At 53.7% G+C, this 21,723-nt stretch carries 25 protein-coding genes and 1 other annotated feature; of the genes, 16 read left to right on the plus strand and 9 right to left on the minus strand.

The annotated features are described in order from the left end of the window. Nucleotides 1-361 precede the first annotated feature (361 nt). Nucleotides 362-1,057 (plus strand): GntR family transcriptional regulator, encoded by a 696-nt coding sequence (locus tag EKM91_RS12375; protein ID WP_125754230.1) that lies wholly within the window; start codon nucleotides 362-364, stop codon nucleotides 1,055-1,057. Continuing rightward, nucleotides 1,050-1,913, plus strand: a complete 864-nt coding sequence (gene citG / locus EKM91_RS12380; protein ID WP_125754231.1) for a triphosphoribosyl-dephospho-CoA synthase CitG — start codon at nucleotides 1,050-1,052, stop codon at nucleotides 1,911-1,913. Before EKM91_RS12375 ends, citG begins: the two co-directional genes overlap by 8 nt. A 97-nt stretch (nucleotides 1,914-2,010) precedes the next feature. Here the strand turns inward: citG and EKM91_RS12385 are convergent, their stop codons facing one another. Both EKM91_RS12385 and EKM91_RS12390 read right to left on the minus strand, forming a co-directional pair. Beyond that, nucleotides 2,011-2,322 (minus strand): DUF4387 domain-containing protein, encoded by a 312-nt coding sequence (locus tag EKM91_RS12385; RefSeq protein WP_125754232.1) that lies wholly within the window; start codon nucleotides 2,320-2,322, stop codon nucleotides 2,011-2,013. Continuing rightward, entirely contained in the window at nucleotides 2,319-3,680 is a 1,362-nt protein-coding gene (locus EKM91_RS12390; RefSeq protein ID WP_125754233.1) for an acyclic terpene utilization AtuA family protein, read from the minus strand. The genes EKM91_RS12385 and EKM91_RS12390 overlap by 4 nt, the downstream gene beginning before the upstream one ends. Before the next feature lie 89 nt (nucleotides 3,681-3,769). Here EKM91_RS12390 and EKM91_RS12395 point away from each other — a divergent pair, with 89 nt between their 5' ends. The 6 genes from EKM91_RS12395 to EKM91_RS12420 all read left to right on the plus strand — a co-directional run bounded on the left by EKM91_RS12395 (nucleotide 3,770) and on the right by EKM91_RS12420 (nucleotide 8,667). Next, complete coding sequence (locus EKM91_RS12395; protein ID WP_125754234.1) at nucleotides 3,770-4,654, plus strand: LysR family transcriptional regulator; 885 nt, start codon at nucleotides 3,770-3,772, stop codon at nucleotides 4,652-4,654. A gap of 159 nt (nucleotides 4,655-4,813) precedes the next feature. Then, nucleotides 4,814-5,194: a GntR family transcriptional regulator gene (locus tag EKM91_RS12400; RefSeq protein ID WP_125754235.1), complete on the plus strand. Its 381-nt coding sequence runs from the start codon at nucleotides 4,814-4,816 to the stop codon at nucleotides 5,192-5,194. Beyond that, nucleotides 5,187-5,894: an ATP-binding cassette domain-containing protein gene (locus tag EKM91_RS12405; protein ID WP_125754236.1), complete on the plus strand. Its 708-nt coding sequence runs from the start codon at nucleotides 5,187-5,189 to the stop codon at nucleotides 5,892-5,894. The genes EKM91_RS12400 and EKM91_RS12405 overlap by 8 nt, the downstream gene beginning before the upstream one ends. Continuing rightward, nucleotides 5,887-6,684 carry a hypothetical protein gene (locus EKM91_RS12410; protein WP_125754237.1) on the plus strand — a complete coding sequence of 266 codons (798 nt, stop codon included), beginning with the start codon at nucleotides 5,887-5,889 and terminating at the stop codon, nucleotides 6,682-6,684. The genes EKM91_RS12405 and EKM91_RS12410 overlap by 8 nt, the downstream gene beginning before the upstream one ends. Nucleotides 6,685-6,728: 44 nt before the next feature. Then, nucleotides 6,729-7,421: an ABC transporter ATP-binding protein gene (locus tag EKM91_RS12415; protein WP_125754238.1), complete on the plus strand. Its 693-nt coding sequence runs from the start codon at nucleotides 6,729-6,731 to the stop codon at nucleotides 7,419-7,421. Then, nucleotides 7,408-8,667 carry an ABC transporter permease gene (locus EKM91_RS12420; protein ID WP_125754239.1) on the plus strand — a complete coding sequence of 420 codons (1,260 nt, stop codon included), beginning with the start codon at nucleotides 7,408-7,410 and terminating at the stop codon, nucleotides 8,665-8,667. The genes EKM91_RS12415 and EKM91_RS12420 overlap by 14 nt, the downstream gene beginning before the upstream one ends. A 59-nt stretch (nucleotides 8,668-8,726) precedes the next feature. Here the strand turns inward: EKM91_RS12420 and EKM91_RS12425 are convergent, their stop codons facing one another. Together EKM91_RS12425 and EKM91_RS12430 are read right to left on the minus strand one after the other, a co-directional pair. After that, complete coding sequence (locus tag EKM91_RS12425; protein WP_125754240.1) at nucleotides 8,727-9,638, minus strand: isocitrate lyase/PEP mutase family protein; 912 nt, start codon at nucleotides 9,636-9,638, stop codon at nucleotides 8,727-8,729. Then, a complete protein-coding gene (locus tag EKM91_RS12430) occupies nucleotides 9,635-10,354 on the minus strand; it encodes an isocitrate lyase/phosphoenolpyruvate mutase family protein (RefSeq protein ID WP_125754241.1) in 720 nt (239 codons plus the stop codon). The genes EKM91_RS12425 and EKM91_RS12430 overlap by 4 nt, the downstream gene beginning before the upstream one ends. A gap of 55 nt (nucleotides 10,355-10,409) precedes the next feature. Next, nucleotides 10,410-10,634: a binding site (T-box leader), on the minus strand. Nucleotides 10,635-11,004: 370 nt separating this feature from the next. Here EKM91_RS12430 and proB point away from each other — a divergent pair. The 5 genes from proB (at nucleotide 11,005) to EKM91_RS12455 (ending at nucleotide 14,354) form a co-directional block, all read left to right on the plus strand. Next, nucleotides 11,005-11,820: a glutamate 5-kinase gene (proB, locus tag EKM91_RS12435; RefSeq protein ID WP_125754242.1), complete on the plus strand. Its 816-nt coding sequence runs from the start codon at nucleotides 11,005-11,007 to the stop codon at nucleotides 11,818-11,820. Nucleotides 11,821-12,217: 397 nt separating this feature from the next. Next, nucleotides 12,218-13,465 carry a glutamate-5-semialdehyde dehydrogenase gene (locus EKM91_RS12440; RefSeq protein ID WP_125754243.1) on the plus strand — a complete coding sequence of 416 codons (1,248 nt, stop codon included), beginning with the start codon at nucleotides 12,218-12,220 and terminating at the stop codon, nucleotides 13,463-13,465. A gap of 69 nt (nucleotides 13,466-13,534) precedes the next feature. After that, a complete protein-coding gene (locus EKM91_RS12445) occupies nucleotides 13,535-13,780 on the plus strand; it encodes a hypothetical protein (RefSeq protein WP_191988002.1) in 246 nt (81 codons plus the stop codon). 31 nt (nucleotides 13,781-13,811) lie between these two features. Further along, nucleotides 13,812-14,054, plus strand: a complete 243-nt coding sequence (locus EKM91_RS12450) for a hypothetical protein (RefSeq protein ID WP_125754244.1) — start codon at nucleotides 13,812-13,814, stop codon at nucleotides 14,052-14,054. 108 nt (nucleotides 14,055-14,162) lie between these two features. Next, nucleotides 14,163-14,354 (plus strand): CsbD family protein, encoded by a 192-nt coding sequence (locus tag EKM91_RS12455; RefSeq protein ID WP_125754245.1) that lies wholly within the window; start codon nucleotides 14,163-14,165, stop codon nucleotides 14,352-14,354. 72 nt (nucleotides 14,355-14,426) lie between these two features. Here the strand turns inward: EKM91_RS12455 and EKM91_RS12460 are convergent, their stop codons facing one another. Next, nucleotides 14,427-15,257: a GHMP family kinase ATP-binding protein gene (locus tag EKM91_RS12460; protein ID WP_125754246.1), complete on the minus strand. Its 831-nt coding sequence runs from the start codon at nucleotides 15,255-15,257 to the stop codon at nucleotides 14,427-14,429. 171 nt (nucleotides 15,258-15,428) lie between these two features. Here EKM91_RS12460 and EKM91_RS12465 point away from each other — a divergent pair, with 171 nt between their 5' ends. After that, the gene (locus tag EKM91_RS12465) at nucleotides 15,429-16,109 is read left to right on the plus strand and encodes a 2,3-bisphosphoglycerate-dependent phosphoglycerate mutase (protein ID WP_125754247.1); all 681 of its coding nucleotides are present in this window, start codon (nucleotides 15,429-15,431) and stop codon (nucleotides 16,107-16,109) included. 49 nt (nucleotides 16,110-16,158) lie between these two features. Here the strand turns inward: EKM91_RS12465 and EKM91_RS12470 are convergent, their stop codons facing one another. Further along, nucleotides 16,159-17,148: a D-2-hydroxyacid dehydrogenase gene (locus EKM91_RS12470; protein ID WP_125754248.1), complete on the minus strand. Its 990-nt coding sequence runs from the start codon at nucleotides 17,146-17,148 to the stop codon at nucleotides 16,159-16,161. Nucleotides 17,149-17,259: 111 nt separating this feature from the next. After that, the gene (locus EKM91_RS12475) at nucleotides 17,260-17,949 is read right to left on the minus strand and encodes an aspartate/glutamate racemase family protein (RefSeq protein ID WP_125754249.1); all 690 of its coding nucleotides are present in this window, start codon (nucleotides 17,947-17,949) and stop codon (nucleotides 17,260-17,262) included. Between the two features lie 117 nt (nucleotides 17,950-18,066). Here EKM91_RS12475 and EKM91_RS12480 point away from each other — a divergent pair, with 117 nt between their 5' ends. Together EKM91_RS12480 and EKM91_RS12485 are read left to right on the plus strand one after the other, a co-directional pair. Continuing rightward, nucleotides 18,067-18,624: a hypothetical protein gene (locus EKM91_RS12480; RefSeq protein WP_125754250.1), complete on the plus strand. Its 558-nt coding sequence runs from the start codon at nucleotides 18,067-18,069 to the stop codon at nucleotides 18,622-18,624. A gap of 102 nt (nucleotides 18,625-18,726) precedes the next feature. Beyond that, the gene (locus tag EKM91_RS12485) at nucleotides 18,727-19,332 is read left to right on the plus strand and encodes a helix-turn-helix domain-containing protein (protein ID WP_125754251.1); all 606 of its coding nucleotides are present in this window, start codon (nucleotides 18,727-18,729) and stop codon (nucleotides 19,330-19,332) included. A 97-nt stretch (nucleotides 19,333-19,429) separates the two neighbouring features. Here EKM91_RS12485 and EKM91_RS12490 read toward each other — a convergent pair whose 3' ends face one another. Both EKM91_RS12490 and EKM91_RS12495 read right to left on the minus strand, forming a co-directional pair. Next, nucleotides 19,430-20,770 carry a C1 family peptidase gene (locus EKM91_RS12490; protein WP_125754252.1) on the minus strand — a complete coding sequence of 447 codons (1,341 nt, stop codon included), beginning with the start codon at nucleotides 20,768-20,770 and terminating at the stop codon, nucleotides 19,430-19,432. Between the two features lie 161 nt (nucleotides 20,771-20,931). Continuing rightward, nucleotides 20,932-21,723: RNA-guided endonuclease InsQ/TnpB family protein (locus EKM91_RS12495; protein WP_225419529.1), on the minus strand; the 792-nt coding region annotated here is incomplete at its 5' end.

Here is a 21,723-nt window from a genome sequence, read left to right on the forward strand (position 1 = left end):
TTGTTCCCAGAACAAGGCCGCGACTTCTTAGGCCGGCGTGAAGACCGCTTCTACGACGTACCGCTGGAAACTGTCTCCGTTGATTTAGATTAAGCAACCAGCAGCAACAATCAAAAGATCCGCCTAGTCGATTCAGTTTGATACTGAATCGGCCAGGCGGATCTTTGCTTTGGTGGCGGTGCGCATCGGCTGGTATTGATTAGGAGCGCTGAACGGTCCATGGTGAAATAGCGGCAGTTAACGTTGGCGTTGCGGGATTTGCTAGTCGCAACTGGCAAAGACGTGTACAATATTAATGAGTAACTGCTGGGTAAACTTAGCGGTCAATAAACTATCAATCAGCTTTGGAGGGGCCATCAATATGAATGATATCGTCACGGTGATCAAGCAAAATTTAGATCTATCACAAAATCGCCCGATCAAGGATCTCGTGTATGAGGCTTTGCGCAAGACGATCATTTTAGGGGATATCCTCAGCGGTGAGCGGATCAATGAAAAAAACTTGTCAGAAGCCTTGAATATTTCGCGCACGCCGATCCGCTATGCCATCAAGCAGCTAGCGGATGAAGGCTTAGTCGAGCGCAAAGCCGGCGTCGGGGTGATCGTTAAAGGCATCACCATGCGCGATGCCACCGAGATCTTCGATATTCGCAAAAACCTGGAAGTGTTAGCCACGCGTAAAGCGATGATGCGCATGACGCGGGAACAATATGCCCAACTGGAACGCTTATTGGATGAAACGGAGTCGCTGGATCGCGCCGAAAAAGTGGATCAAGTGATCGATAACTTCACTGCGTTCAATGATTTTATTTATACTGCCGCGAAAATGCCGCGCTTGAAATTGATCGTCGACAACTTGCAAGCCTATCTGGTCTATTTTCGCAACATCAGCATCAAGGCCAAGGCGCGCCGGGCCTTGGCGATCCACGAACATCGCTTGATTTATCAAGGCATGATCAACCGCGATGAAAAACAGGTCTCGATGATCGTGGATGAACACCTTGAACGTTCGCTGCAATTCATTCTAGCTGAGATGAGGGCCCGTAACCTTGACTGATTTAACGACTGCGATCGCCGAAGCGGCATATCAAGCCTTGTGCCAAGAAGTGGCATTGGCGCCGAAACCGGGGTTGGTGGATCCTTTTTCGCCTGGCGCCCACACCGATATGGACTATCCGCTTTTTTTGCGCAGCGCGCAGGCGCTGCGCCCCTTTTTTCGTCAATATTTAGCCCAAGGCGAAGCGGCCAAAGACCTGGCGGAATTGTTTGAACAAACGCGCACGCTTGGGGTGCAGGCGGAAAAAGCGATGCTTGCGGCGACCGGCGGGGTCAACACCCATCAAGGCGCGAATTTCACCTTTGGGTTTTTCTTAGCCAGCATGGGGTGGACATTGCAACAAACATCGCTAAAAACATTGGTGCAAGCCGATTACGCACCGGTATGGCAAGCGCTTAAGGCGCTGACGCACGGCCGTTTGATGAGTGATTTCAGGGTGTTAAAAACGCGCCCGCCAAAGACTTACGGCGAAAAGCTGTACGCTGAATATGGCATCATCGGCGTTCGCGGTGAAGCTGAAGCCGGCTATCCCTTGTTGCAAGCCCAACTGCTGCCATTTTTGGCACGCGACTCGCATACCGGTGATTTGCGGTATCTGCGCTTGATGCTCTTGCTGATGCAAACCGTGGAAGATACGAACCTGATCCATCGCGGCGGCGTGGGGGCCTTCAAGCAGGTGCAACAAGACGCGCAGGCATTGGCGGCAGTGGCCGATGACCACCTTGTCTCGGCACTGCAAGCGTATGACCGCATCTTGATCAAGCGGCATTTGAGCCCAGGCGGTACCGCTGATTTTTTGGCGATCGGCTATTTTTTCGATCAGCTGACCGCACTGGTGCAAGCAGAGCACCAGTGAAGCAAATAGGCACTCGCCGCTGATACATCAGCAGTGAGTGCCTGTTTATTTGCGCAATTTCAGCTAGAAAAGCCAGTCGTGGATACGAGATAACCGTCTAAGCTGGGACGTCTAATCCCAATAACGGGGCATATTGTTGTGACCCGTGCATGTCGCTTTCGCCGATGCTGCCTTGCGGCCAAGGCCGCGGGATCGTGATCTTGACGCCACGAGCCGCGTCGAATTGCTCGAAGGTGATGATATCGGTGACTGGGATCTGGTACAACGCCGCGAATTTCTCAGGTGTTAAGACCCCAGCGGCGATGAAGTGGTGATAATCTTCGGCAGTTTTGAATAAAATATCAAATGTAAGCTCAAACGGACCGGAGTTTTTGCTGCGGATGACCGCGGCATAATCTTGCAGTTTCATTGTGCTGGCACCTCCTCGATGTGGACTGGGAATTGGCCGACAGGATCGCTGATGGTCATCAAGTGGTAAACCGAAAAGGCGCAAACTTCGCCCAGGGGGATCTCAAGTGGGGTAAATGGCATGCCGATGTTGCCGGAAGTGGCGATGCGGCCTTGATACCCGTAGTGCAGCAAGGTGGTGCGCAGGCGATTGGCCACCAACAAGGCGGTGTCTTGGTCAGGCGCGGTGACTTCAGCAATCAAGCACAGTTCATGCGGGATCGTCGGTGTTGGTTCGAATTGCTGCATCGTCGCGTTTTGCCCATAGCGGTGCAGATGGACTTGGCTTTGGGCCCATTCAGTCGGTAATTCTGCGGCTACTTGCTTTTCCAATGCGGCAAGGATCTCGTCTAATTGGCCTAATAAGATCGGGTCGCGCAAGCCCATGATCGTGATGGCGCGATAACCGACCACTTTGGCGCCTTCCAGCTTCACTTGATACTCAGGCGTTGGTTCAAAGCGGCTGCCGGTGACACTGGCGATACGCGGCGTCGCAGCGGTAAATTCACAGTCATGCAGGTACAATTTGCCGCCAGGACCTGGCAAGACCAGCGCACTGCTTTTTTCGTACATGGTGTGCGCCGCAACGGTATGTGGTAAGGCGCGAGAATCCGGCGCCATCGGTTCGATCAAAAAATGGTCCTTGAACAAGCGGCCTAAAACGGTTTTACCAGCCGGGACACAGCAGATCGCGCCGCATTCGATGATCTTGCCCATATGCCAGCTCAACGCCGGGTCAAAGCCATTGAGGATCCCCATCGCGGCGGTGGCTGAAGGGTCATAGGTGCGCCCGCCAATGATCACATCCGGCGGGGTTGGCGACTGCAACAGCTCAAGATAAGGCTCAGCCCCCATTTGGGCGGTGATCACGGTGGTGTCGGCGATCACGGCTTGAGTCAACGCCGGGGCATTGACCATGGCTTGGATCTGACCGGCTTCTAAGGCGGCTTGCACTTGGACTTTAGGGACGTCTGAATAAACGGTGGCCAAGCGCAAAGTCAAGCCGTGGGCTGCGGCGATCTGCCGTACCAGTTTGGCAAACAAGTCGACGTGCTGGTTGGTGCCGTCGCCGCCGGCTGAGGTGACGATCAAAGGGATATGGGCGGTGATCGCCGCCGGGACTAAGATATCGAGTTCTTTTTCATAAGCGGATTCTGGACAGGTCATGGATCCCAAGGCGAGCTTTTGCGGGCCGGAGTCGGTCGATCCTGCATCGACAATGATCGCATGCGGGTGTTGCGCCATGCCACGGTCGAAATCAGCCTGTGGGAACCCGTAGCCTAACATGCCGTTAGGGACTAAGATACGCAATTCTTCCATAATGTGCCTCCTTATCGTTAACTTTATAGTATGCTAGAGCAGGACCCATGTAAAAGACGATAAGCGACTACTTTCTAGAGGAAAAACCAATGACATCCAAACGGTATGCCTATGTGATCGCGGTGGCTGAATGCGGCAATTTTTCCACCGCGGCCAAGCGGCTATTCATGTCTCAGTCTTCGCTGAGCCAATACATCAAAAACCTGGAAACGACCTTAGGTGTGACATTATTTGATCGCGACACCCGCCCGCTGCAGCTGACCGCCGCCGGTCAGCGGTATTTGAGCACGGCTTATCGCGTCAGTCAACTTGAAGACCAGCTGCAAAGCGACTTGACTACCTTGCAGCCGGTGGTGACGACCACGCTGCGCTTGGCCGTGACGCGGTATTGGGGGGCGTTGATCTTACCGCGGGTGTTGCCGCAATTTCAGCGGCATTATCCTAAGGTCCATATCAAGATCGTGGAAGGGCGTACCCGGGAGTTGGTGACCGCATTGGCCGAAGGACGGGTCGACTTAGGCTTTTTGACCGCCCCGCAAAAACCGCCAGCCGGGTTGACTTGTGTGCCTTTGTTGCGCGAAGCGATCCAAGTGGCGGTGCAGCCGGAATGCTTGCCGCCGGCAGTCGCCGGGCAGCGGGTGCTGACGCCGCAGATGCTGCAAACGGTGCCGTTTATTTTGTTGCATCGCGGCCAAAAGCTGCGCCAGATCGCCGAAACGGTGTTTGACCAAGGCTTGCCGCCGGTGTTGATGACTACAGAAAATATCACCACTGCGTATAAGTTAGCCAGCACCGGCTTAGCGGCGACTTTTGTCCCTGAGCGCATCGCCAGCTTGACGCCGCCGATCCGGCCGATCCCACATTTCGCCTTGCAAACGCCGCTGCATTGGCAGTTGGCAGCGGTGTATCCGACTGCATTAGAAAATCGGCCTGATCTTCGGGCCTTGGTGCACCTGGCTGAACAAGGCGGGTAGCTAAGCGATTTGTTCGGCTGATCGATCACCGCCACCGCAATCGCGGTGGCGGTTTTTGATTGCGCAGCAGAAAAGTTTCGCCAAGGCTTGCATTGGCGCCTTGGCGGCAGTATAGTATGAGCGTAATAGCAAACTAGAACACTAGTAAGGAGGCACAAGATGGAGTTTGACGATAAAGTCCCGATCTATTATCAAATCGAGCAGTATATCGACCGGCAGATCATCGTCGGCGACTTAGCTCCAGGCGATCAGATCCCGGCGGTGCGGCAGTTGGCGCTGACGTTAACGGTCAATGTCAATACGATCCAGCGGGCGCTGGCAGAGTTGATCCGCCAAGGCATCTTGGTGTCGCAACGCGGCAAAGGCAATTTTGTCACGACGGATACCGCGGTGTTAGCCGCGATGAAAAAGCGGGTGATCAATGCTGAACTGGCAGAGACTTATGAGCATTTGATGGGGCTGGGGATGACGCCGGCGGAGATGCTCGCAGCCTTAGAGGCCTATATTCAAGAACGAAAGGATCGTGACGCACATGACTGAAGCATTAATGATCAAGCAGTTAAATTACCGCCGCAACCAAAAACAGTTATTGACCGATGTGAACTTGACGCTCCCCCAAGGCCAGATCGTGGGGCTTTTAGGCGCTAATGGTGCCGGCAAAACTACCTTGATGCGGCTGATCGCCGGCAGTGCGGTGAACTTTCGCGGAAGCATTCAAGTCGGGGACGCGGGTGATGCTGTTGCCCGCAAAGCGCAAGTCAGCTTTTCCGGGATGATCGATGGCTTTAATCCGAACTGGCGCGTCGGTCAAGTGGCAGAGACGCTGGCTGAATTGTTGGCAGATTTTCGCGGCGAAGATTTTTACCAGCTTTGCGACTTGCTGGGTCTGGACCAAAAACAGCGTATCAAGCGCTTGTCCAAAGGCAATCAGCGCAAATTAAGACTGGCCGTGACGTTATCTCGCCGAGCGCAGCTGTATTTGCTTGACGAGCCGTTTGACGGCATCGATGTGATGACGCGCAAGGCCATGCTTAACAGCATTTTAAAATGGGCCCCAGAACTTGCCACGCTGGTGATCTCAGATCATCATGTGACGGATATCGAGCAGTTGTTGGATCAAGTGGTCGTGATCAAAGCGCGCACCATCGCCGCCCAAGCGCAAGCCGATGACATCCGCGCGCAAGGACAAAGCGTCGAGCAGTATTTTGAAAGCTTTTTTGGAGGTGATCTGGATGACTAGTTTCAAGCAAGTATGGTGGGTGATGGCCAAAGAACGCGGGCGGCAATTGACCCAGCTGCTGGGCATTGACTTGGCAGTCGTCGTGGTGCTGATCGTCATGAGATTAATAGGGCGTCTCAGCGCCATCGACCTAGTCGGCTTTACGACCTTGATGGCGCTCATCACCGCGGTGGCCGGGTTTGTGGCCATGGCTCAAAGCCAAGAACAAGTGTGGGTCACCAATCGCTGGCGGTTGATTCCCGTTGCCAATTGGCGCTTGTACTTGGCCAGCACCTTAGCCAACACTTTGGCGATCGTTTTGCTTTGGGTGGTGCTGGGGGTGCTTGAGATCGGGATCGCAACGCTTGAAGGCTTTGGCGTGGACGGGTCCGTGTGGCGTGATCTGGCAAACGGGACGCTGCCGTTTTTGGCGATCGTCTTGGCGTTTACTTTGTTGCTGTGGAGCTTGATCAGCTTGGCGCACATGTTGAGCTTAGTGATCACCGATTTTTTGCCGGGGACGCAAGGCAAGTGGCTGCGGCGGGGGTTGACTTTCATCATCGTTTTAGTCGCCTTAAAGCTGGTCGATTGGCTTTTTACCGGCATGGCGTGGCTGATCGAGAAGCTGGGCATTTCGCCGGCAGCGTTTACCTATTTCGGCGGGTCGGTGATGGCGTTTCAAGGCAGTGTGGTGGCGGATATGTGGCTGGCAGTGGGGATGGTCAGCTTAGGCGCAGTGGTGTTAAGCGTGATCAACTGCTATTTGCTGGCGCATTGGGTGGAAACTAAACAGCTGCAGCAAATGGCGTAAGGACTTGGCCAGGGGTGGCCAAAGGGTGATTGGAGGAGAGCAGTATGGCGATTATTGCTACAAAACGATTAACGCGCATTTATGGTAAGCAAGCGGCGCGCTTCACGGCGCTGCAACAGGTGAACTTGCAGATCCAAGCCGGAGAAACCGTTGCGATCGTGGGCAAAAGCGGTTCTGGCAAATCGACGCTGCTGCACTTATTGGCGTTGTTAGATCAGCCGACGACTGGCACGGTGTTTTTTGATGGGCAAGATACGCGCCAGTTAACGGCTCAGGCGCTGGATCAGTTGCGCTTGGCGCGGTTTGGGTTTGTTTTTCAGCAATTCTTCTTAAATAGTCAAGATACCGTCTACGAAAACGTGGTCTTGCCGCTAAAAATCGCCAAGATCACGGGCTTGGCGCGCAAAAAACAAGCGCTGGCGGCGCTTAAAGCCGTTGGGCTGGCGGATAAGGCAAAAAATAAAGCCACCGACTTGTCCGGTGGCCAAAAGCAGCGCGTGTGTATCGCGCGGGCACTGGTCAATCAGCCCCAGATCATTTTTGCTGACGAACCTACCGGGAACTTGGATTCTGTGACTGGGGCGATGATCGCAGATTTGTTATTGACGCTCAATCGCGATCGCGGGATGACCTTGATCATCGTCACGCATGATCCTGAGCTGGCGGCGATGTGCGATCGTCAGTTGCAAATCGTTGATGGTCAGCTGATCGGAGGTGGTCAAGATGACCGGGGGTGATCTTTTGTGGTCTGCGGCAGTCAGCTTGTGGCGCAATAAAGGCCGGACGGTATTAACGGTCTTGGCAACGCTGATCGGCACTTTCACCATCGCGTTGACAGTCGGTATCCGTGTCGGCGTGAATACGTATATCGACACCCAAGTGCAAAATGTCGGCGAAAAAGACCAATTGATGGTGTATGCCGCCGCGCCTAATGGCAACAATGACCGCCCGCAAAAATATGATCCAACGACTGGCAATACCGCCAGCACGCAACTGTTGACGGCCAAACAAGTCCAAGCGATCGCAACGCTTAAAGGCGTCAGCAAAGTCACGCCATTGAAGACTTTTGCTGCCGATTATCTCCAACGCCCGCATGGGGCCAAATACGCGCTGCAAGCCGGGGATGCGCAAGGTACTCACATCGATATGCAAGTGGGGCAGCAGGCGCAAGGCTCAGCTTACACCGTCACTCTCAACCGCGCGTATGTCAAAGCGTTAGGCTTTGACAGCGCCAAAAAAGCGCTCAATCAGCCGGTGGTGGTGGCGGCCACCAGTCAAGCCACTGGTCAGCAGCAGGTGTTTCAGGCCAAGATCGTCGGGGTGCGTAATGCCAGCATCGTTGACCGCGGGCAGGTGATTTTCAGTCCCGGATTGATCACGGCGATCAATCGCCAAAACGTCGCCGGCATGCCAAAAACCGCGGCGGCGCAATACAGCAATGTACTGGCCACGATCGCGCATCCGACCAAGTCTGAAATCAAGCGGGTCAAAGCCGCCTTGCACGCGCAAGGGTTGGCGAGTGCGACTTTTGCCGATGATGTGGGCACCTTGCATCAAACTATCAATGCGATCACCGGCGGGTTGACGTTATTTGGGGCGATCGCGCTGGTGGCGGCCGCTTTTGGGATCATCAACACCTTGTACATGTCGGTGCGTGAGCGTACTCGCGAAATCGGGTTGATGAAGGCTTTGGGGATGAGCGGCCACAAGATCTTCGCGCTGTTCAGCCTAGAAGCCGGGTTGATCGGCTGCTTAGGGGCGCTTTGCGGCTGCACCGTGGCGTGGTTGGCCAGCGGATTGGTCAACCGCTTAGCGGCGCAGACGTTTTTAAAAGGCCTCAACGGCTTTGCTTTGATCCAATTCAACGGCGCCAATACGGTGATGATCATGTGCTTGATCACGGTGATCGCGTTGTTGGCTGGGACGCTGCCGGCGCTGAAGGCGACGCGGTCAGCGCCGATCACGGCGCTGCGGTATGAATAAAAAGATCCGCCTTGGTGGCAGGTGCACCAAAGGCGGATCTTTTGGTTGGGTGGTTTTTTTTACGCGCGTTTTGCAAGTTCGGCGCGCATTTTTTCTGGCGAATACAGGGCTTCGCGGGCATTGACGTCTTCTAAGCCAATGAAATGGTTGAAGTGATCAAACGTCATCATCCGGTCTGCAAAACCGGCAGTGGTGCCTGATTTGATCATGGTTTGGACCAAGTGTTCTTCGGCATACGCCGTTGCGTAAGTCATGGCGGTGGGGTAAACCACGATCCGAAAACCAAGCTGCTTCAATTCGGCCGTTGCCGTCAGCGGGGTTTGGCCGCCTTCGATCATATTGGCCATCAGCGGGGTGTCAGGGAACGCCGCGCGGATCTGTTGCAGCTCGGCGCGTGAGCGCGGGGCTTCGATGAAAATCAAATCAGCGCCGGCAGCTTGGTAGCGCTTGGAGCGGGCGATCGCTTCATCTAAGTCGTACACCGCGCGGGCATCGGTGCGCGCCATGATCAAGAAGTCATCATGCTTGCGCGTTGCCACGGCTCGGCGGAGCTTAGCCTCTAAGACAGCAGTGGGTTCGACGGCTTTGTTTGCCATGTGCCCACAACGCTTCGGCCAGGTTTGATCTTCTAGAAAAATACCGGCAGCGCCGATTTGCTCATAACTGGCTACGGTGCGGGTGACGTTTTCCAGATCGCCATAACCGGTATCGGCGTCGGCAAACACCGGGATGTCGATCGCGTTGACGATTTGGCGGCATTTTTCCAGCATCATCCCAAAGTCGGCGATGCCGCGATCAGGCAAGGCCAAATCAGCGGCAGCCGTGGCATAGCCTGCGGCAAATACCGCATCAGCGCCATTGCGCTGAGCGATCTTAGCGCCTAGCGCGTCTGGGGCGACGAACATCTTAATGATCTCTGGTCCAAGGACCATTTGCTGAAAAGCTTGGCGCATGCGTTGGGCTTTGCTCATTTTAACACTTCCTTAGGTAAAGCCAGCTCTGCAGGTAAGTTGGTGATCAACTGGCGCTGCCAGTTGCCGGCGGTATCAGCCAGATAACCGGTATCCAGCCAGCCGTCGATACCTGGAAAAGCCGGCACATTCGGCTGCCAAGTGGCGATCAGGCGGTGTTGATGCGGCATGGCCGTCAATGCCATTAAGATCTCACGATCCCAATGGGCGATGACGATCCCGCCGATCGGCAGCTGATCGACCCAAGCCAATTTGGCCATCGTGGTTTCCAACCCTTGCGTCGGCATGCCTTCAAGCAGTGCCCAGATCTGGGTATTTTCGTCGTCAACAGCGTCTAAAGCCGCATGCAGCTTCCCTAAAAAGTCCACATCCGTTGCGATCGGGGGGCAGTCTTGGGTATGTGCGGGATAGCGTTGATCGCTTAAGATCAGCCGGTTGGCCCCGGAGCGCTCCAGTTCTTGCGTGGCGAAATATGTATTCATCGGATTGCCAAACCCGGATTGTAAGTCGGCGATGATCGGTTTATCGGTCAACAGCCGCATGCGCCGTAAGTGGGCGGCATACTCACTGCAGCTGAGCATGCCGGCGTCACGGACGCCTAATAGGGTATCTGCGGCTAACGATCCTGCCATGAAATAACCTTGAGCGGCGTGATCGCGTAATAATGCGAGTGTTTGACCGGAACCGAATGCTGGATATAATGGCGCATTTTCCATGAGCAATACCTCCTAGACTTATGTGACGAAAAAAGCGCCCTTGCGAAAAAGAATTCGCAAGGGCGCAGTGCGCGGTACCACCTTGATTTTGCTGGCAAAGCCAGCCTCCACGGACAGCATGGGGCCTATCCGCTGGCCAGGTAATGGTGGCACCCAATCGGCACTCGTCGCACCGATAGCTTCAGGCCTACTTTCACTGTGGCGCGCGCAGCCCCTTCCACCGCTATGGGACCTCTCTTTGGCGTTGCTCACAATTACTCTTGCCCTTCATTGCTGTTACTAACTGTAATTTAATGTTACTTTAATATGATTAATACCTGATGTCAACTATTATCAGCAAAAAAATGCTGATTTGGTCCAAATGGTGATGCGGACAAAAATGAAAGGGCTTGACAATTGCCGCTAGTTAAAATATAGTGTCCTTAAATCACACGGTCATAGTAGAGCCTTACAGAGAGATGAACGAACTGCTGAGAGGTCATCATGGTGCTCGAATCCTAGCCGTGTTCGGCGAACTGAATATGCAAGACAAAAAGTGTGAAGCGCAGCTTCGAACGAGGATGGTACCGCCCGGATAGGGTGTCTCGAGAGAAGCGGCGCTTTTTGGTTTCGCCGCCGATTGGTTGGTCTCAGTTCAGTAGGAGGATATTATGATCCGCAATTTGCAGCATTGTCATCGCATCGTCGTAAAAATCGGCACCAGCAGTTTGATCCATCACAACGGCAAGGTCAACTTACAAACCATCGACCGGCTCGCATACACGCTGGCGGCGATGAATAATCAAGGCTTTGAAGTCGTGCTGGTTTCCAGCGGCGCGATCGGTGTGGGCTTAGATAAATTGCATCTGCCCAAGCGGCCTGCAGAGATCGCGGCGCAACAAGCGATCGCAGCAGTGGGGCAAGGTGAATTATTGCGGTTGTATATCCAGCGGTTCAGTGATTATGACACCCAAGTTGGCCAGATGCTGTTGACGCATGATACCTTTGATTATCCCGTCAGCCGGCAACACGTTTTAGACACATTAGAAACCTTGTTGGACCACGATATCATTCCGATCATCAATGAAAATGATACCGTGGCTGTCGATGAAATGGATCACCGCACCACGTTTGGCGATAACGATCAATTATCCGCGTTAGTCGCCGCACGCATTGATGCCGACTTATTAGTGGTTTTATCAGATATCGATGGGTTGTACGACGCTGATCCGCATAAGCATGCCGGCGCCAAAAAGCTGGATGCGATTACGCATCTCAGCCAAGATATTTTATCCGCCGCTGGCGGCACCGGCACCCGCTTTGGTACCGGCGGGATGGTCACAAAGCTCAAAGCTGCAGAAACCATGATGTTAGCCGGCCGGCAAATGGTCTTATGCAGCGGCGCCGATCCGCGGGTGATCTTAAAGATCGTCGCCGGAGAAGCCGTCGGCACCTGGTTTGGCCGGCCGAAAACAGCGGCGCAGTGAAGGGTTGATGCTTTAAACGCGTTCACCCAGGCAACGGGGTGGCGGGTAAGCCTGCCTGGCCTTGGCACGGCGTTGCCGCACCCAGCCAGGCTGTCTTACCCACACCCCTAAAAGCGCCTGGGTTCGCGCTCTCATAAACGCGCTCATCCCAGGCAACGGGGGTGCGTGCTAACCGGTCGCGACGTTCGCCGGCTGCGCCGACTGCCGCCACGCCCTGTTAGCCCGACCCCCTAAACCCGCCTGGGTTCGCGCTCTCATAAACGCGCTCATCCAGCACAACGGTGGTTGGCTAAGCTGGCGCAGCGACGCACGACTGACGTCGCCCGCCGCCACGCCAGTTTAGCCAACCACCTAAACCCGTGCTGGTTCACGCTCTCAACAAATAAGGAGAAACGTCATGGATAAGCAAGATCTGATCTCGATGGGGACAGCTGCTCAACAAGCGGCTAAGGTCCTGGCTCAGTTGGATAATGCGGCGAAGAATCGGGCGTTGAATGCGATGGCAGATGCCTTGATCGCACACGTTGACGATATTTTAGCTGCTAATGCCAAAGATATGACCGCAGCGCAGGCAAAAGCGTCGAAGTTTACCGATCGCTTGTTGTTGACGCCTGCGCGGATCGCCGATATGGCCACTGGGTTGCGGCAAGTGGCTGGGTTAGCCGATCCGACTGCCCGCGCCGATCAAGCTTGGCGCAATGAAGCTGGGTTATTGATCATCCAACAACGCGTGCCGTTAGGGGTCGTGGGGATGATCTATGAGGCGCGGCCGAATGTGACGGTGGATGCTGCCGGGTTGACGCTGAAGTCTGGCAACGCCGTGATCTTGCGCGGCGGGCGCGAAGCGTTGGCGTCTAATCAAGCGTTAGCACGGGTGTTGCAAGCAGCCTTGCAAGCCGTTGACTTGCCTGCTGAAGCGGTGCAATTGATCAGCGACCCAAGCCACGAGATCGCCAATGAAATGATGCATTTGAATGGCTATATCGATGTCTTGATCCCGCGCGGCGGCGCTGGCTTGATCCAAACCGTGGTCAAAAATGCGACGGTGCCGGTGATCGAAACTGGGGCAGGCAACTGTCACATTTATGTGGATAAAGCCGCTGATTTGGATATGGCTATTGCCATCACCGTCAACGCCAAAGTCCAACGCCCAAGTGTTTGCAACGCGGCAGAAAAGCTGCTGATCCATGAAGAGGTGGCGGCGGCCTTTTTGCCAAAGATCGCGCAAGCCTTGCGGGATCATGGCGTCGAATTGCGCGGGGATGCCAAAGCGCAAGCGATCGTACCGGAGATGCTTGCCGCCACGGATGCAGATTGGGATACAGAATATAACGACTTGATCATGGCCGTGAAAGTCGTGGCTTCTGAAGCAGAGGCGATCGCGCATATCAATGCGCACAACACCAAGCATTCTGAGGCGATCATCACCGATAATTATGCCGCCAGCCAACAATTCTTGCGAGAGATCGACGCGGCGTGTGTGTATGTGAACGCATCGACGCGGTTCACCGATGGCTTTGAATTTGGGTTTGGCGCTGAAATCGGGATCTCCACGCAAAAGCTGCACGCCCGCGGACCGATGGGGCTGGCGCAATTGACCACGATTAAGTATCAGATCTTAGGCGACGGGCAGATCCGCGCCTAAAGCGTCAGGCGTGCAAGGTGCACCGCCGCCTTGATACACTTAAGTCAAACCCCAAGGGAGGCTAAGTGTATGACGCAATTACCTGTAGGCACAGTCGTTTCGTACCTCGCCAATGGCAATATGGAACATCCTTTTGTTGGTAAGATCCTCAAGCATTACGAACGCTCGGCATTGGTGCAGATCTTGACACATCATCCCAAAGACGCGCTGAATGCCCGCGAGTTATTGCAGCGCGTGGTGATCAGCTTTGACGCGATGACCCCGGCGGTGATCGCAGACGATCCGGCTGCGGTACCGCCGAAAAATGTGGTATAATTGACCGACACCATACAAGGAGGAACCGTTTTTGGGACAAGAAATCGCCATCGGTGATAAGGTCACCGTTCGTAAGAGTGCTAACGTACCGTTAAGTTTCAAGGGAACTGTGGAGAAGCTGTACACCAATGCTGCGATGTTGACCATCGACAGTTTTGATGAAGCAGATGCGATGATGGTCGAAGACCTCAAGCATAAGACTGTGATCAACTACAAACACATTCTTAAAGGCGGCAAAGCCGTCATTCCGCCAACCCCAGAAGATAAGAAGTAACCAAACGCCGCGCTTGCGGCGTTTTTTTTATGCTTGGGCGAAGGCTTTTGAGTGGCATCTCAAGGGGGCAGTTGGTTATGATAAAGATATAACGAAAGGAGTGATGATATGGCAGACCTCAAAGCATCCAAGGACAAAGCACTTGGTAAAGTCAAAGAAGCCAGCGGTAAGTTGCTCAATAACGAGAAGTTAGAAGCCAAAGGCAAAGCCCAGCATCTCAAGGGTGAAGCGGAAGAAAAAGTCGAACAAGGCAAGCAAAAAGTGGCTAAAAAAGTCAATGACGTAACCGATGACCATTAAAGTGTCCAGCAGGCGCGCTTAATCGACACAGCAACGCGGATGAGTCTTCAGGCTCATCCGCGTTGTTTGTGTTTAGGCGACGATCGCGCCAGTATCTTGCAGCTGTAAGGCCAATAAGTCGCCAGAGGTCAATTCGTGCCGCAACAAGGTTTCGAATTGCTTGTCACCAACTGGGGCCAAGCAGACGATCGCCGGGCCGTTGCCAGCCATAAAGCAGCCGTAACCGCCGCAATTCAACACGGCGCGGTTGATCATTTCTGCTTGCGGGAAGTATTCTGGAGTGACTTGGCTGCGCAATGACTCGACGGGAAAATGGTGCCGCAACCACAGGTCGTCGCCAGCTTCTAATGCGGCCAACAAAGCGGCATAATCGGCTGGGGTGACCCCTTGATCGGGAAACTTGCGCGGAACACTGGCTTCGACGAATTGTGTTGGGGAGTAGATGAACCATTGCAAAGGCGCCAGGTGATGCGTCGTGATCATGCCGTTGATCGGATCGCGATATTGACACCCGCCATGGATCGCTGCAGCCAAGGCGGCTGGGTATGGTTCAAAGCGCATCGCCCGCTCTTGGATCTCAGCAGTGGTCAAGTGCAGATCGGCCAATTGATTGGCCAATAAGATTCCCGCCAAGGCGGCGGCGTTTGAGCTGCCTAAGCCTTGGCTGATGGGCAGCGTTGACGTGACGTGTAAGCGGTGGGGCAATAACCATGGGGCAGACGCTTCGGCGACGGCGACGATCTCGTTATTTTGGTCATGCGGCAACAAGGGGTCGTCGTGCACCACCTCCCATTCGAGACTTTCTTCTTCGATGCTGACGGTAATAGCTGCATCGACGGCGAGCGCGAGGTTTTGTCCAAGTGGTGATCGCGATGTGATAACGCCGGGAACGCGAATGCGCATAGCGTGTCCTCCCTTCGGTAAAATGAAATTGCATTAAGTATATCTAATTATAATCTCATTTTCCAGTTATTTTTGAGAATATAATGAGAAAATTTACAGAAAAGGACATCTTGGTCAGGTTCCCGTCTTCAAGGTGAAAATGGTATACTGGACGGATATTGGAGGCGTACCATGGTCAGATTGATTTTACTGCGACACGGCGAAAGCGCCGCGAACTTCTCGAATACGTATACCGGCTGGTCCGATGTGCCATTGACGGCCCACGGGGTGGCGCAAGCGCAAAAAGCCGGGGCAGCCTTGGCGCAAACCGATGTCCAAGTGGCGCATGTGCACACGTCGCTTTTGCAGCGGGCGATCATGACGGCATATCTGGTGCAAGAGGCATTAGATGCCAATTGGCTGCCGATCACCAAGTCGTGGCGGCTGAATGAACGTCATTATGGCGCCTTGCGCGGGATCAACAAAGACCTCACGCGCGAGTTGTTTGGCCCAGCGCAAGTGGCGGCATGGCGGCGCAGTTTTACCGGCAAGCCGCCGTTGTTAGTTCATCCCAGTCGTTCGCGGCGTTATCAAGGTTTTCCGGCAAGTATCGTCCCGCGCGGTGAAAGCTTGGCCGATGCCGTCAAGCGCTTAGTGCCTTATTGGGCAGACGAACTGGCGCCGCGCTTGTTGGCCGGCCAAGATCAGCTGGTCGTGGCCCATGGGTCGACATTGCGGGCATTGATCAAATACTTAGAAAACATTTCCGATAGCGGGATCGACCACGTTGAAGTGGCCAATGCGCAACCGATCGTTTACACACTCGATGCACATTTGCAGATCACAGATAAAGTCGTGTTGCCAACGGCGTGATCCCAAGGGCAAACAAATAGAGGGCAGACGATTCGTCTGCCCTCTATTTTTAAGTTAATTCAGTGGCGACGCGCACGCCTTGATCAAACGCGACCAAGGCGTCTAAAGCTTGTTCCACCATGTTTTTGACGGCGGTGTCGGTGTAATAGGCGATATGCGGCGAAAGCATCACGTTGGGCATCGCCAACAGCTCATCCCAAAGCGGGTCGGCGAAAGTCTCGCCATGGGCTAATTGCAGCAAGTCATCGGCTTCATGTTCAAAGGTATCGATCGCCGCACCGCCGAGTTTGCCGGAGCGCAAATGCGTCAGCAGCGCAGCGGTGTCGATGAGATTCGGACGGGCGGTGTTGACGATCAACGCCCCTGGTTTCATCTGTGCAAAGGCGGCTTCGTTGAGCAAGTTGGTGTTTTCAGGATCGCCGGGGATGTGCAGCGTCAAGATATCGCTTTGGCGCAAGAGTTCCTCGAAGCTGACGGGGGTGAACGTCAAGGCCAAGTTTTTGGGCAGGTGAGAATCGGTGATCAACACTCGTGTCCCAAAGCCGTTAAGGATCTGGATCACGGCTTGGCCGATGCGGCCGGAGCCGACGACGCCTACGGTTAAATCGCCCAGCTCGCGGCCAATGAAAGTCTTAGCTAACGGATAGTCGGCATCATGCAGCGCAGTTTGCACCGCGCCTGCTTGCCGCAACAGATACAGCATGCTCATCACCGCAAATTCGGCGATCGCCCGCGGTGAATAAGCAGGCACATAACTGACGCGGACTTGATGGTGGGCTGCGGCGGTGAGGTCGACATTTTCATACCCGGCGTTGCGCAAGGCCAGATAACGCAGCTTGAGTTGTTGCATGCCTGAAAACACGGTGCTTGGATAAGGCACCGTTTGAAAACTTGTGATCCCATCGTACCCAGCCGCCAGCGGCAGGGTCTGGTCGGTGAGATAATCAGGGTGCATCGTCACAGTATTTTCGGTTCGCGCGGCCCATCGTTGGAAATACGGCACCTCGTCACCGCGCACACCGAAGGCACAAATTCGCATGATCGCTCCTCCTTGGGTTGGCTTAGAACCTTAAGTGTAGCATGATTCGGCGTGCTTGAGAGCGCTTTTTTTCCACAAAAAAACGTGCCTGGTGACCAGGCACGTGATGGGTCAACTTAATGCGCGGTCGACTGCCGCTTGTGAGTGGATCAAGGTCGTATCAAACACGGGGATCGCGACATCTGCTGGTTGGACCAATAGATCCAACTCGGTGCACCCTAAGATGATCCCTTGAGCGCCGCGCGCTTGCAGCTGTGCGATCTGCTGCAAAAGCGCGGCTTTAGAAGCAGGGCGTTTTTGGCTTAAAACCAGCTCTTGGAAAATGATCCGGTTGACGTCATCGACGCCGGCTGCGTCTGGAATGAGGACGTTGATGCCGGCTTGGATCAGTCGTTGTTTATAAAAGTCTTCTTGGAGGGTATATTTAGTGCCTAACAAGCCGACTTGGGTGATGTGGTGTTGTTTGAGCCGGGCAATCGTGGCATCGGCAATGTGCAGCAAAGGCACATCGGTATACGCTTGGATCTCATCAAAGACCTTGTGCATGGTGTTGGCCCCGATCAAAATAAAATCAGCACCGGCCAGGGCCAATCCATGGGCAGCCTGACCTAAGATCTCGGCACTTTTGGCCCAGTCGTTAGCGGCTTGGCACTTTTCGATCTCATCAAAATCGACACTGGCGATCAACAGCTTGGCAGAATGGGCGCCGCCTAGCCGCTGGCTGACCAGCGTGTTGATCTGCTGATAATAAGTGACGGTGCTTTCCCAGCTCATCCCGCCAAGTAAACCAATTGTCTTCATAATTTAATCGCCTTCTTATTGTACACTCATAATAGCATGGCGATCCGCCAGCGGCCAGTCCCAAAAGGAGGGCCCAGGTGATCGGCGACGAATATAACTGAAAAGAGGAAAATGGGTATGCAAATCTTACTGTTCGGTATTTTAGCGGTGGGGATCATCTTGGCGTTGTGGTTTAATGTTCGCAGTCGGCAAATCGCCCAGCGCTATCCGGCGCAATTAGCTGAGCCGCACGCAACCCCGAGTGCCAAATGGCGGGCCAATTTAAAACAACTGTATGGCTTAAGTGCACTCACCCCGCAATTGTATCAGGCCAATCGCGCCGTGCTCAGGTGGCAAACCGGATTTTTGGTGACGGTGGCGGCGGCTTTGGCGATTTTGGTCGGCGCGACGCAGCTCACGACGGTGGCGTTGATCTGGCCGATATTAACGGGGGTGAGCGCCGTTGGTTTTGGGTGGTCGCGGATCCATTTATTTGCCACGCAACTCACCGCTTGGCAACAGCTGTACCAACAAGCACCGGAAAAGATCCAGGAATTCACGCATTCGCAAATCGATATGGATCAGCTGCAACAGCGGGCGCATGCGTTGATGCAAGTGCAGTATGTGATGATCGCGGCATTTTTGCTGCTGGCGATCGACTTGGAAATTGCCTTTGTGACCCTTTTGCCGTGGTGATTTCCCGGGAAATAATCTTATGCCAAGATTCTAAGCTCGCCGCCAAGGCTGATGGCTGGTATCCTCAAGGTGACTCGAGTAAGTTGGAAGTGAGGAAAGCAGATGACGATCGGTGAACAATTACAAAACGCGCGCAAAACTCAGCAATTCACGCAACAAGAGGTAGCGGATACTTTACATGTGGCCCGGCAGACGATCTCGAATTGGGAAACCGGCCGCAGCTACCCAGACATTGCCAGTTTGCTTTCACTGAGCCGCATCTATGCGCTTTCCTTAGACGATTTACTCAAAGGGGATGGCGAGATGGTCCAAGCATTACAGGCAAAAGAACAAGAACGGCGGCTGGCCAAAGGCATGTTTTGGGGGTCGTGGGCAGTGAACGTGGTGATCTTAGGACTGGAAGTATTGTCGTACCTGCAGGTTCCAGGCACCGCCCATGGGTCATTAGTCAGTGCGACTTTGGTGCTGGTATTATTGATCAATTTAGGCGTTTTGGCCAACGCGACTGTGCGCTACCGGCGGCTTACGGCTAACACCCCATTGCGCCTTAAGCGGTGGGTGGGCGGCTTTTCAGGATTAGCCGGATTCGCGCTGATCGGCGGGTATTTGGCCTGGGGGTTGAGCTGGACTTTAGCCGGTATGGCAGTCGGCTTGATCACTGTTGGCGGCGCCGCAGTTGGCTATGGCTGGTGGATATTGAAGCGTTGATCATAGGTTGCAGACACGAGGCTGGCAGCGCCTCGTGTTTTTTGCATGCAAAAACCGGCCACCCTGCAACGCAGGATAACCGGTTTTTTCGGTGCTTTTAGGCCAACGCGCCCATTGGGTCCCATGGGGCCAAAACGGTCGGATGGTCGTTTTCGGTTTTGATCACCGTTTGTAAGGCCGGGGATAAGAATTGCTTGTTGATGACGATTTGGTAAACAAATTCGTCAAACCAGGCGTCGGAAGCCACGAAGTAGCCTTTTTCGCCGACTTTATCCCCCCAAGAGTTTTCGACTTTCCACTTAGTCGGCTTGCCGTCGACCAAATCAACGCCGGTGAGGACCATGGCATGCGTCATCAACGACTCGCCGTAATCCAGGCGCTGAGCCTTGGTCATGGTGAGGTCGGTGGCAAACAAGGTGTCTTTGTCGTAGATCTTGGTGTCTAAGATCCCGATTTGGCGATCAGAAGATTGGCCCACATCAGAACCGAACCAAACGGATTCGCCGGCTTGCAGCTGCTTGATCGCCAAGGCCTTGAAGTCATTGATCTCCAAGTTCAAGTGGCGGACTTCACGGCCGCCGACGACATTACCCAGCATTTCCACGGTGTAGACGTGATCATACGGTTTGTCAGCAGTTGGGGAGTTGATGATGCTTTGATATTGGTCAAGATCCCAGCCGATATACTTGTCGTAAAAAGTCTTTGGCGTCAAGTCGCGGTCGATATGATATGCCTTGTCGTCATCGCGATATTCAAAATCAAATGTTGTCGGGGGATTGCCTAAGGTATACGCCAGCATCCGGTAGACTTCGCTAAGCATTTGGTCTTTAGCAGCGGCGATCTGTTCGTCGCTGGCCTTGTCTGCGACCAGTTGGCGCAAGGTCACGGCATCTTTGCGCAGCTTCAAGTTCAATACTGAGTTGAGCTCATTGGATTTGGCAGAGGAGTACGTTTCTGGCATCGCCGTCTTGGGCACGATCCCGTATTTGTCGATCAAAGCCGTCAACATGTCCCATTGACCGCCATCTTGTTGCGGCGTGGTCATCAAAAAGGCCACTTTGCGCGAATCCAAGGGTTGATCGGCGGTTTTGAGGACGTTTTCGTAGAAGTAGTTCGATTTTTCGAACTTGTCCCAAAAGAAGGTGTAGTTTTGGCTCAATTCAAAGTCTTTCAGCTTGAATTGGGCTTGAATGCCATGGCGCATGGTGTTTAATGCGGCAAACATCCAGCAGCGGCCGGATTGCTTTTGGTTGGAAACCGCGCCTGTCGACAAGTCGATGGAAAAGGTTTGATCCATCTTCGTTTGCGCTTCGATGCTTTCTGATGACTTCAACACGCCATTGTTCATGACGGCTTTTTGCAAAGCGGCAGAACCGGGTGTTTGCGCCAAAGTTTGTTGATATTGTTTGAGTGCAGCGTTGGTGATCGCTGATGTCATAAAGTCACTGCTATATAAAATGTGGAAGAATGTCTAATGACACTAGTAAAGGATTATATTTTTCCTTTCATAGTTGTACATTCAGTATTTTATTCGGTCCCGTTAACACCAGTATGCTTACGTCGGTAGTCACCTTGCAACATTGACTGGCTCTTGAACCTTTAGGACATAGCCTGCCCTTGAGCATATTGAATCAAGTTCTGTACGGCATTCTCGTCACGCTCAAGTTGAGCGCCACAACCGTAACAATGAAACTCGTGATGTTTCGTGCCGTGAAGGACATTACCGGCTAAGGTCAGTTTATCGTCACCGGTTTTCACTAACCCACAACGACTGCACCGCTGTGTGCTAGGGTAGAACCGATCAACTATCATCAGCTGGCGGCCATACCATTGCGCCTTGTCCTTCATCAGCACTTTGAAACGTCCAAACAACGAGCGATGTAAATTCTTCGCCAATCGCTTGTTCATCTTCATATGCTTAACGTCCAAGTCTTCGATGGCAAGCGTACCGTTGGTTTTCACCAGCATCGTCGTAAACTTCTGCAAGAGGCCACTTTGAATCCGTGTCACTTTCTGATAGGTCCGCTGCAACTTGGTTTTCGTTGCGCGGTAGTTGTTAGAGTGAAAGTGCTTAGGATTCACCTGACGTTTGCGAGCCAGCCGCCGCTGGCACAAGGACACTCGGTTGTACAAACTGACCAATTGCTCGGTCAATACGCGGACTGAAGACATTGCCTCACCATCGTTATAAACGAATTTGCCAACGTTGGCATCAACGCCACATACGTGTTGGCATGCAGGTAACGGCGCAGGCTGACTGACATCGATACTTAGACAAACATAATAGTCATCTGCTTCATTGACAACAGCGGCAAGTTTAATAGTCCCTGGCCAACGTGGTTTCTCAGCCAAGCGGATGTCGTACCATCGATCACGATAGCCATGCGGTTT

It is taken from the genome of Lacticaseibacillus baoqingensis, from assembly GCF_003946165.1.
GTDB lineage: Bacteria > Bacillota > Bacilli > Lactobacillales > Lactobacillaceae > Lacticaseibacillus > Lacticaseibacillus baoqingensis.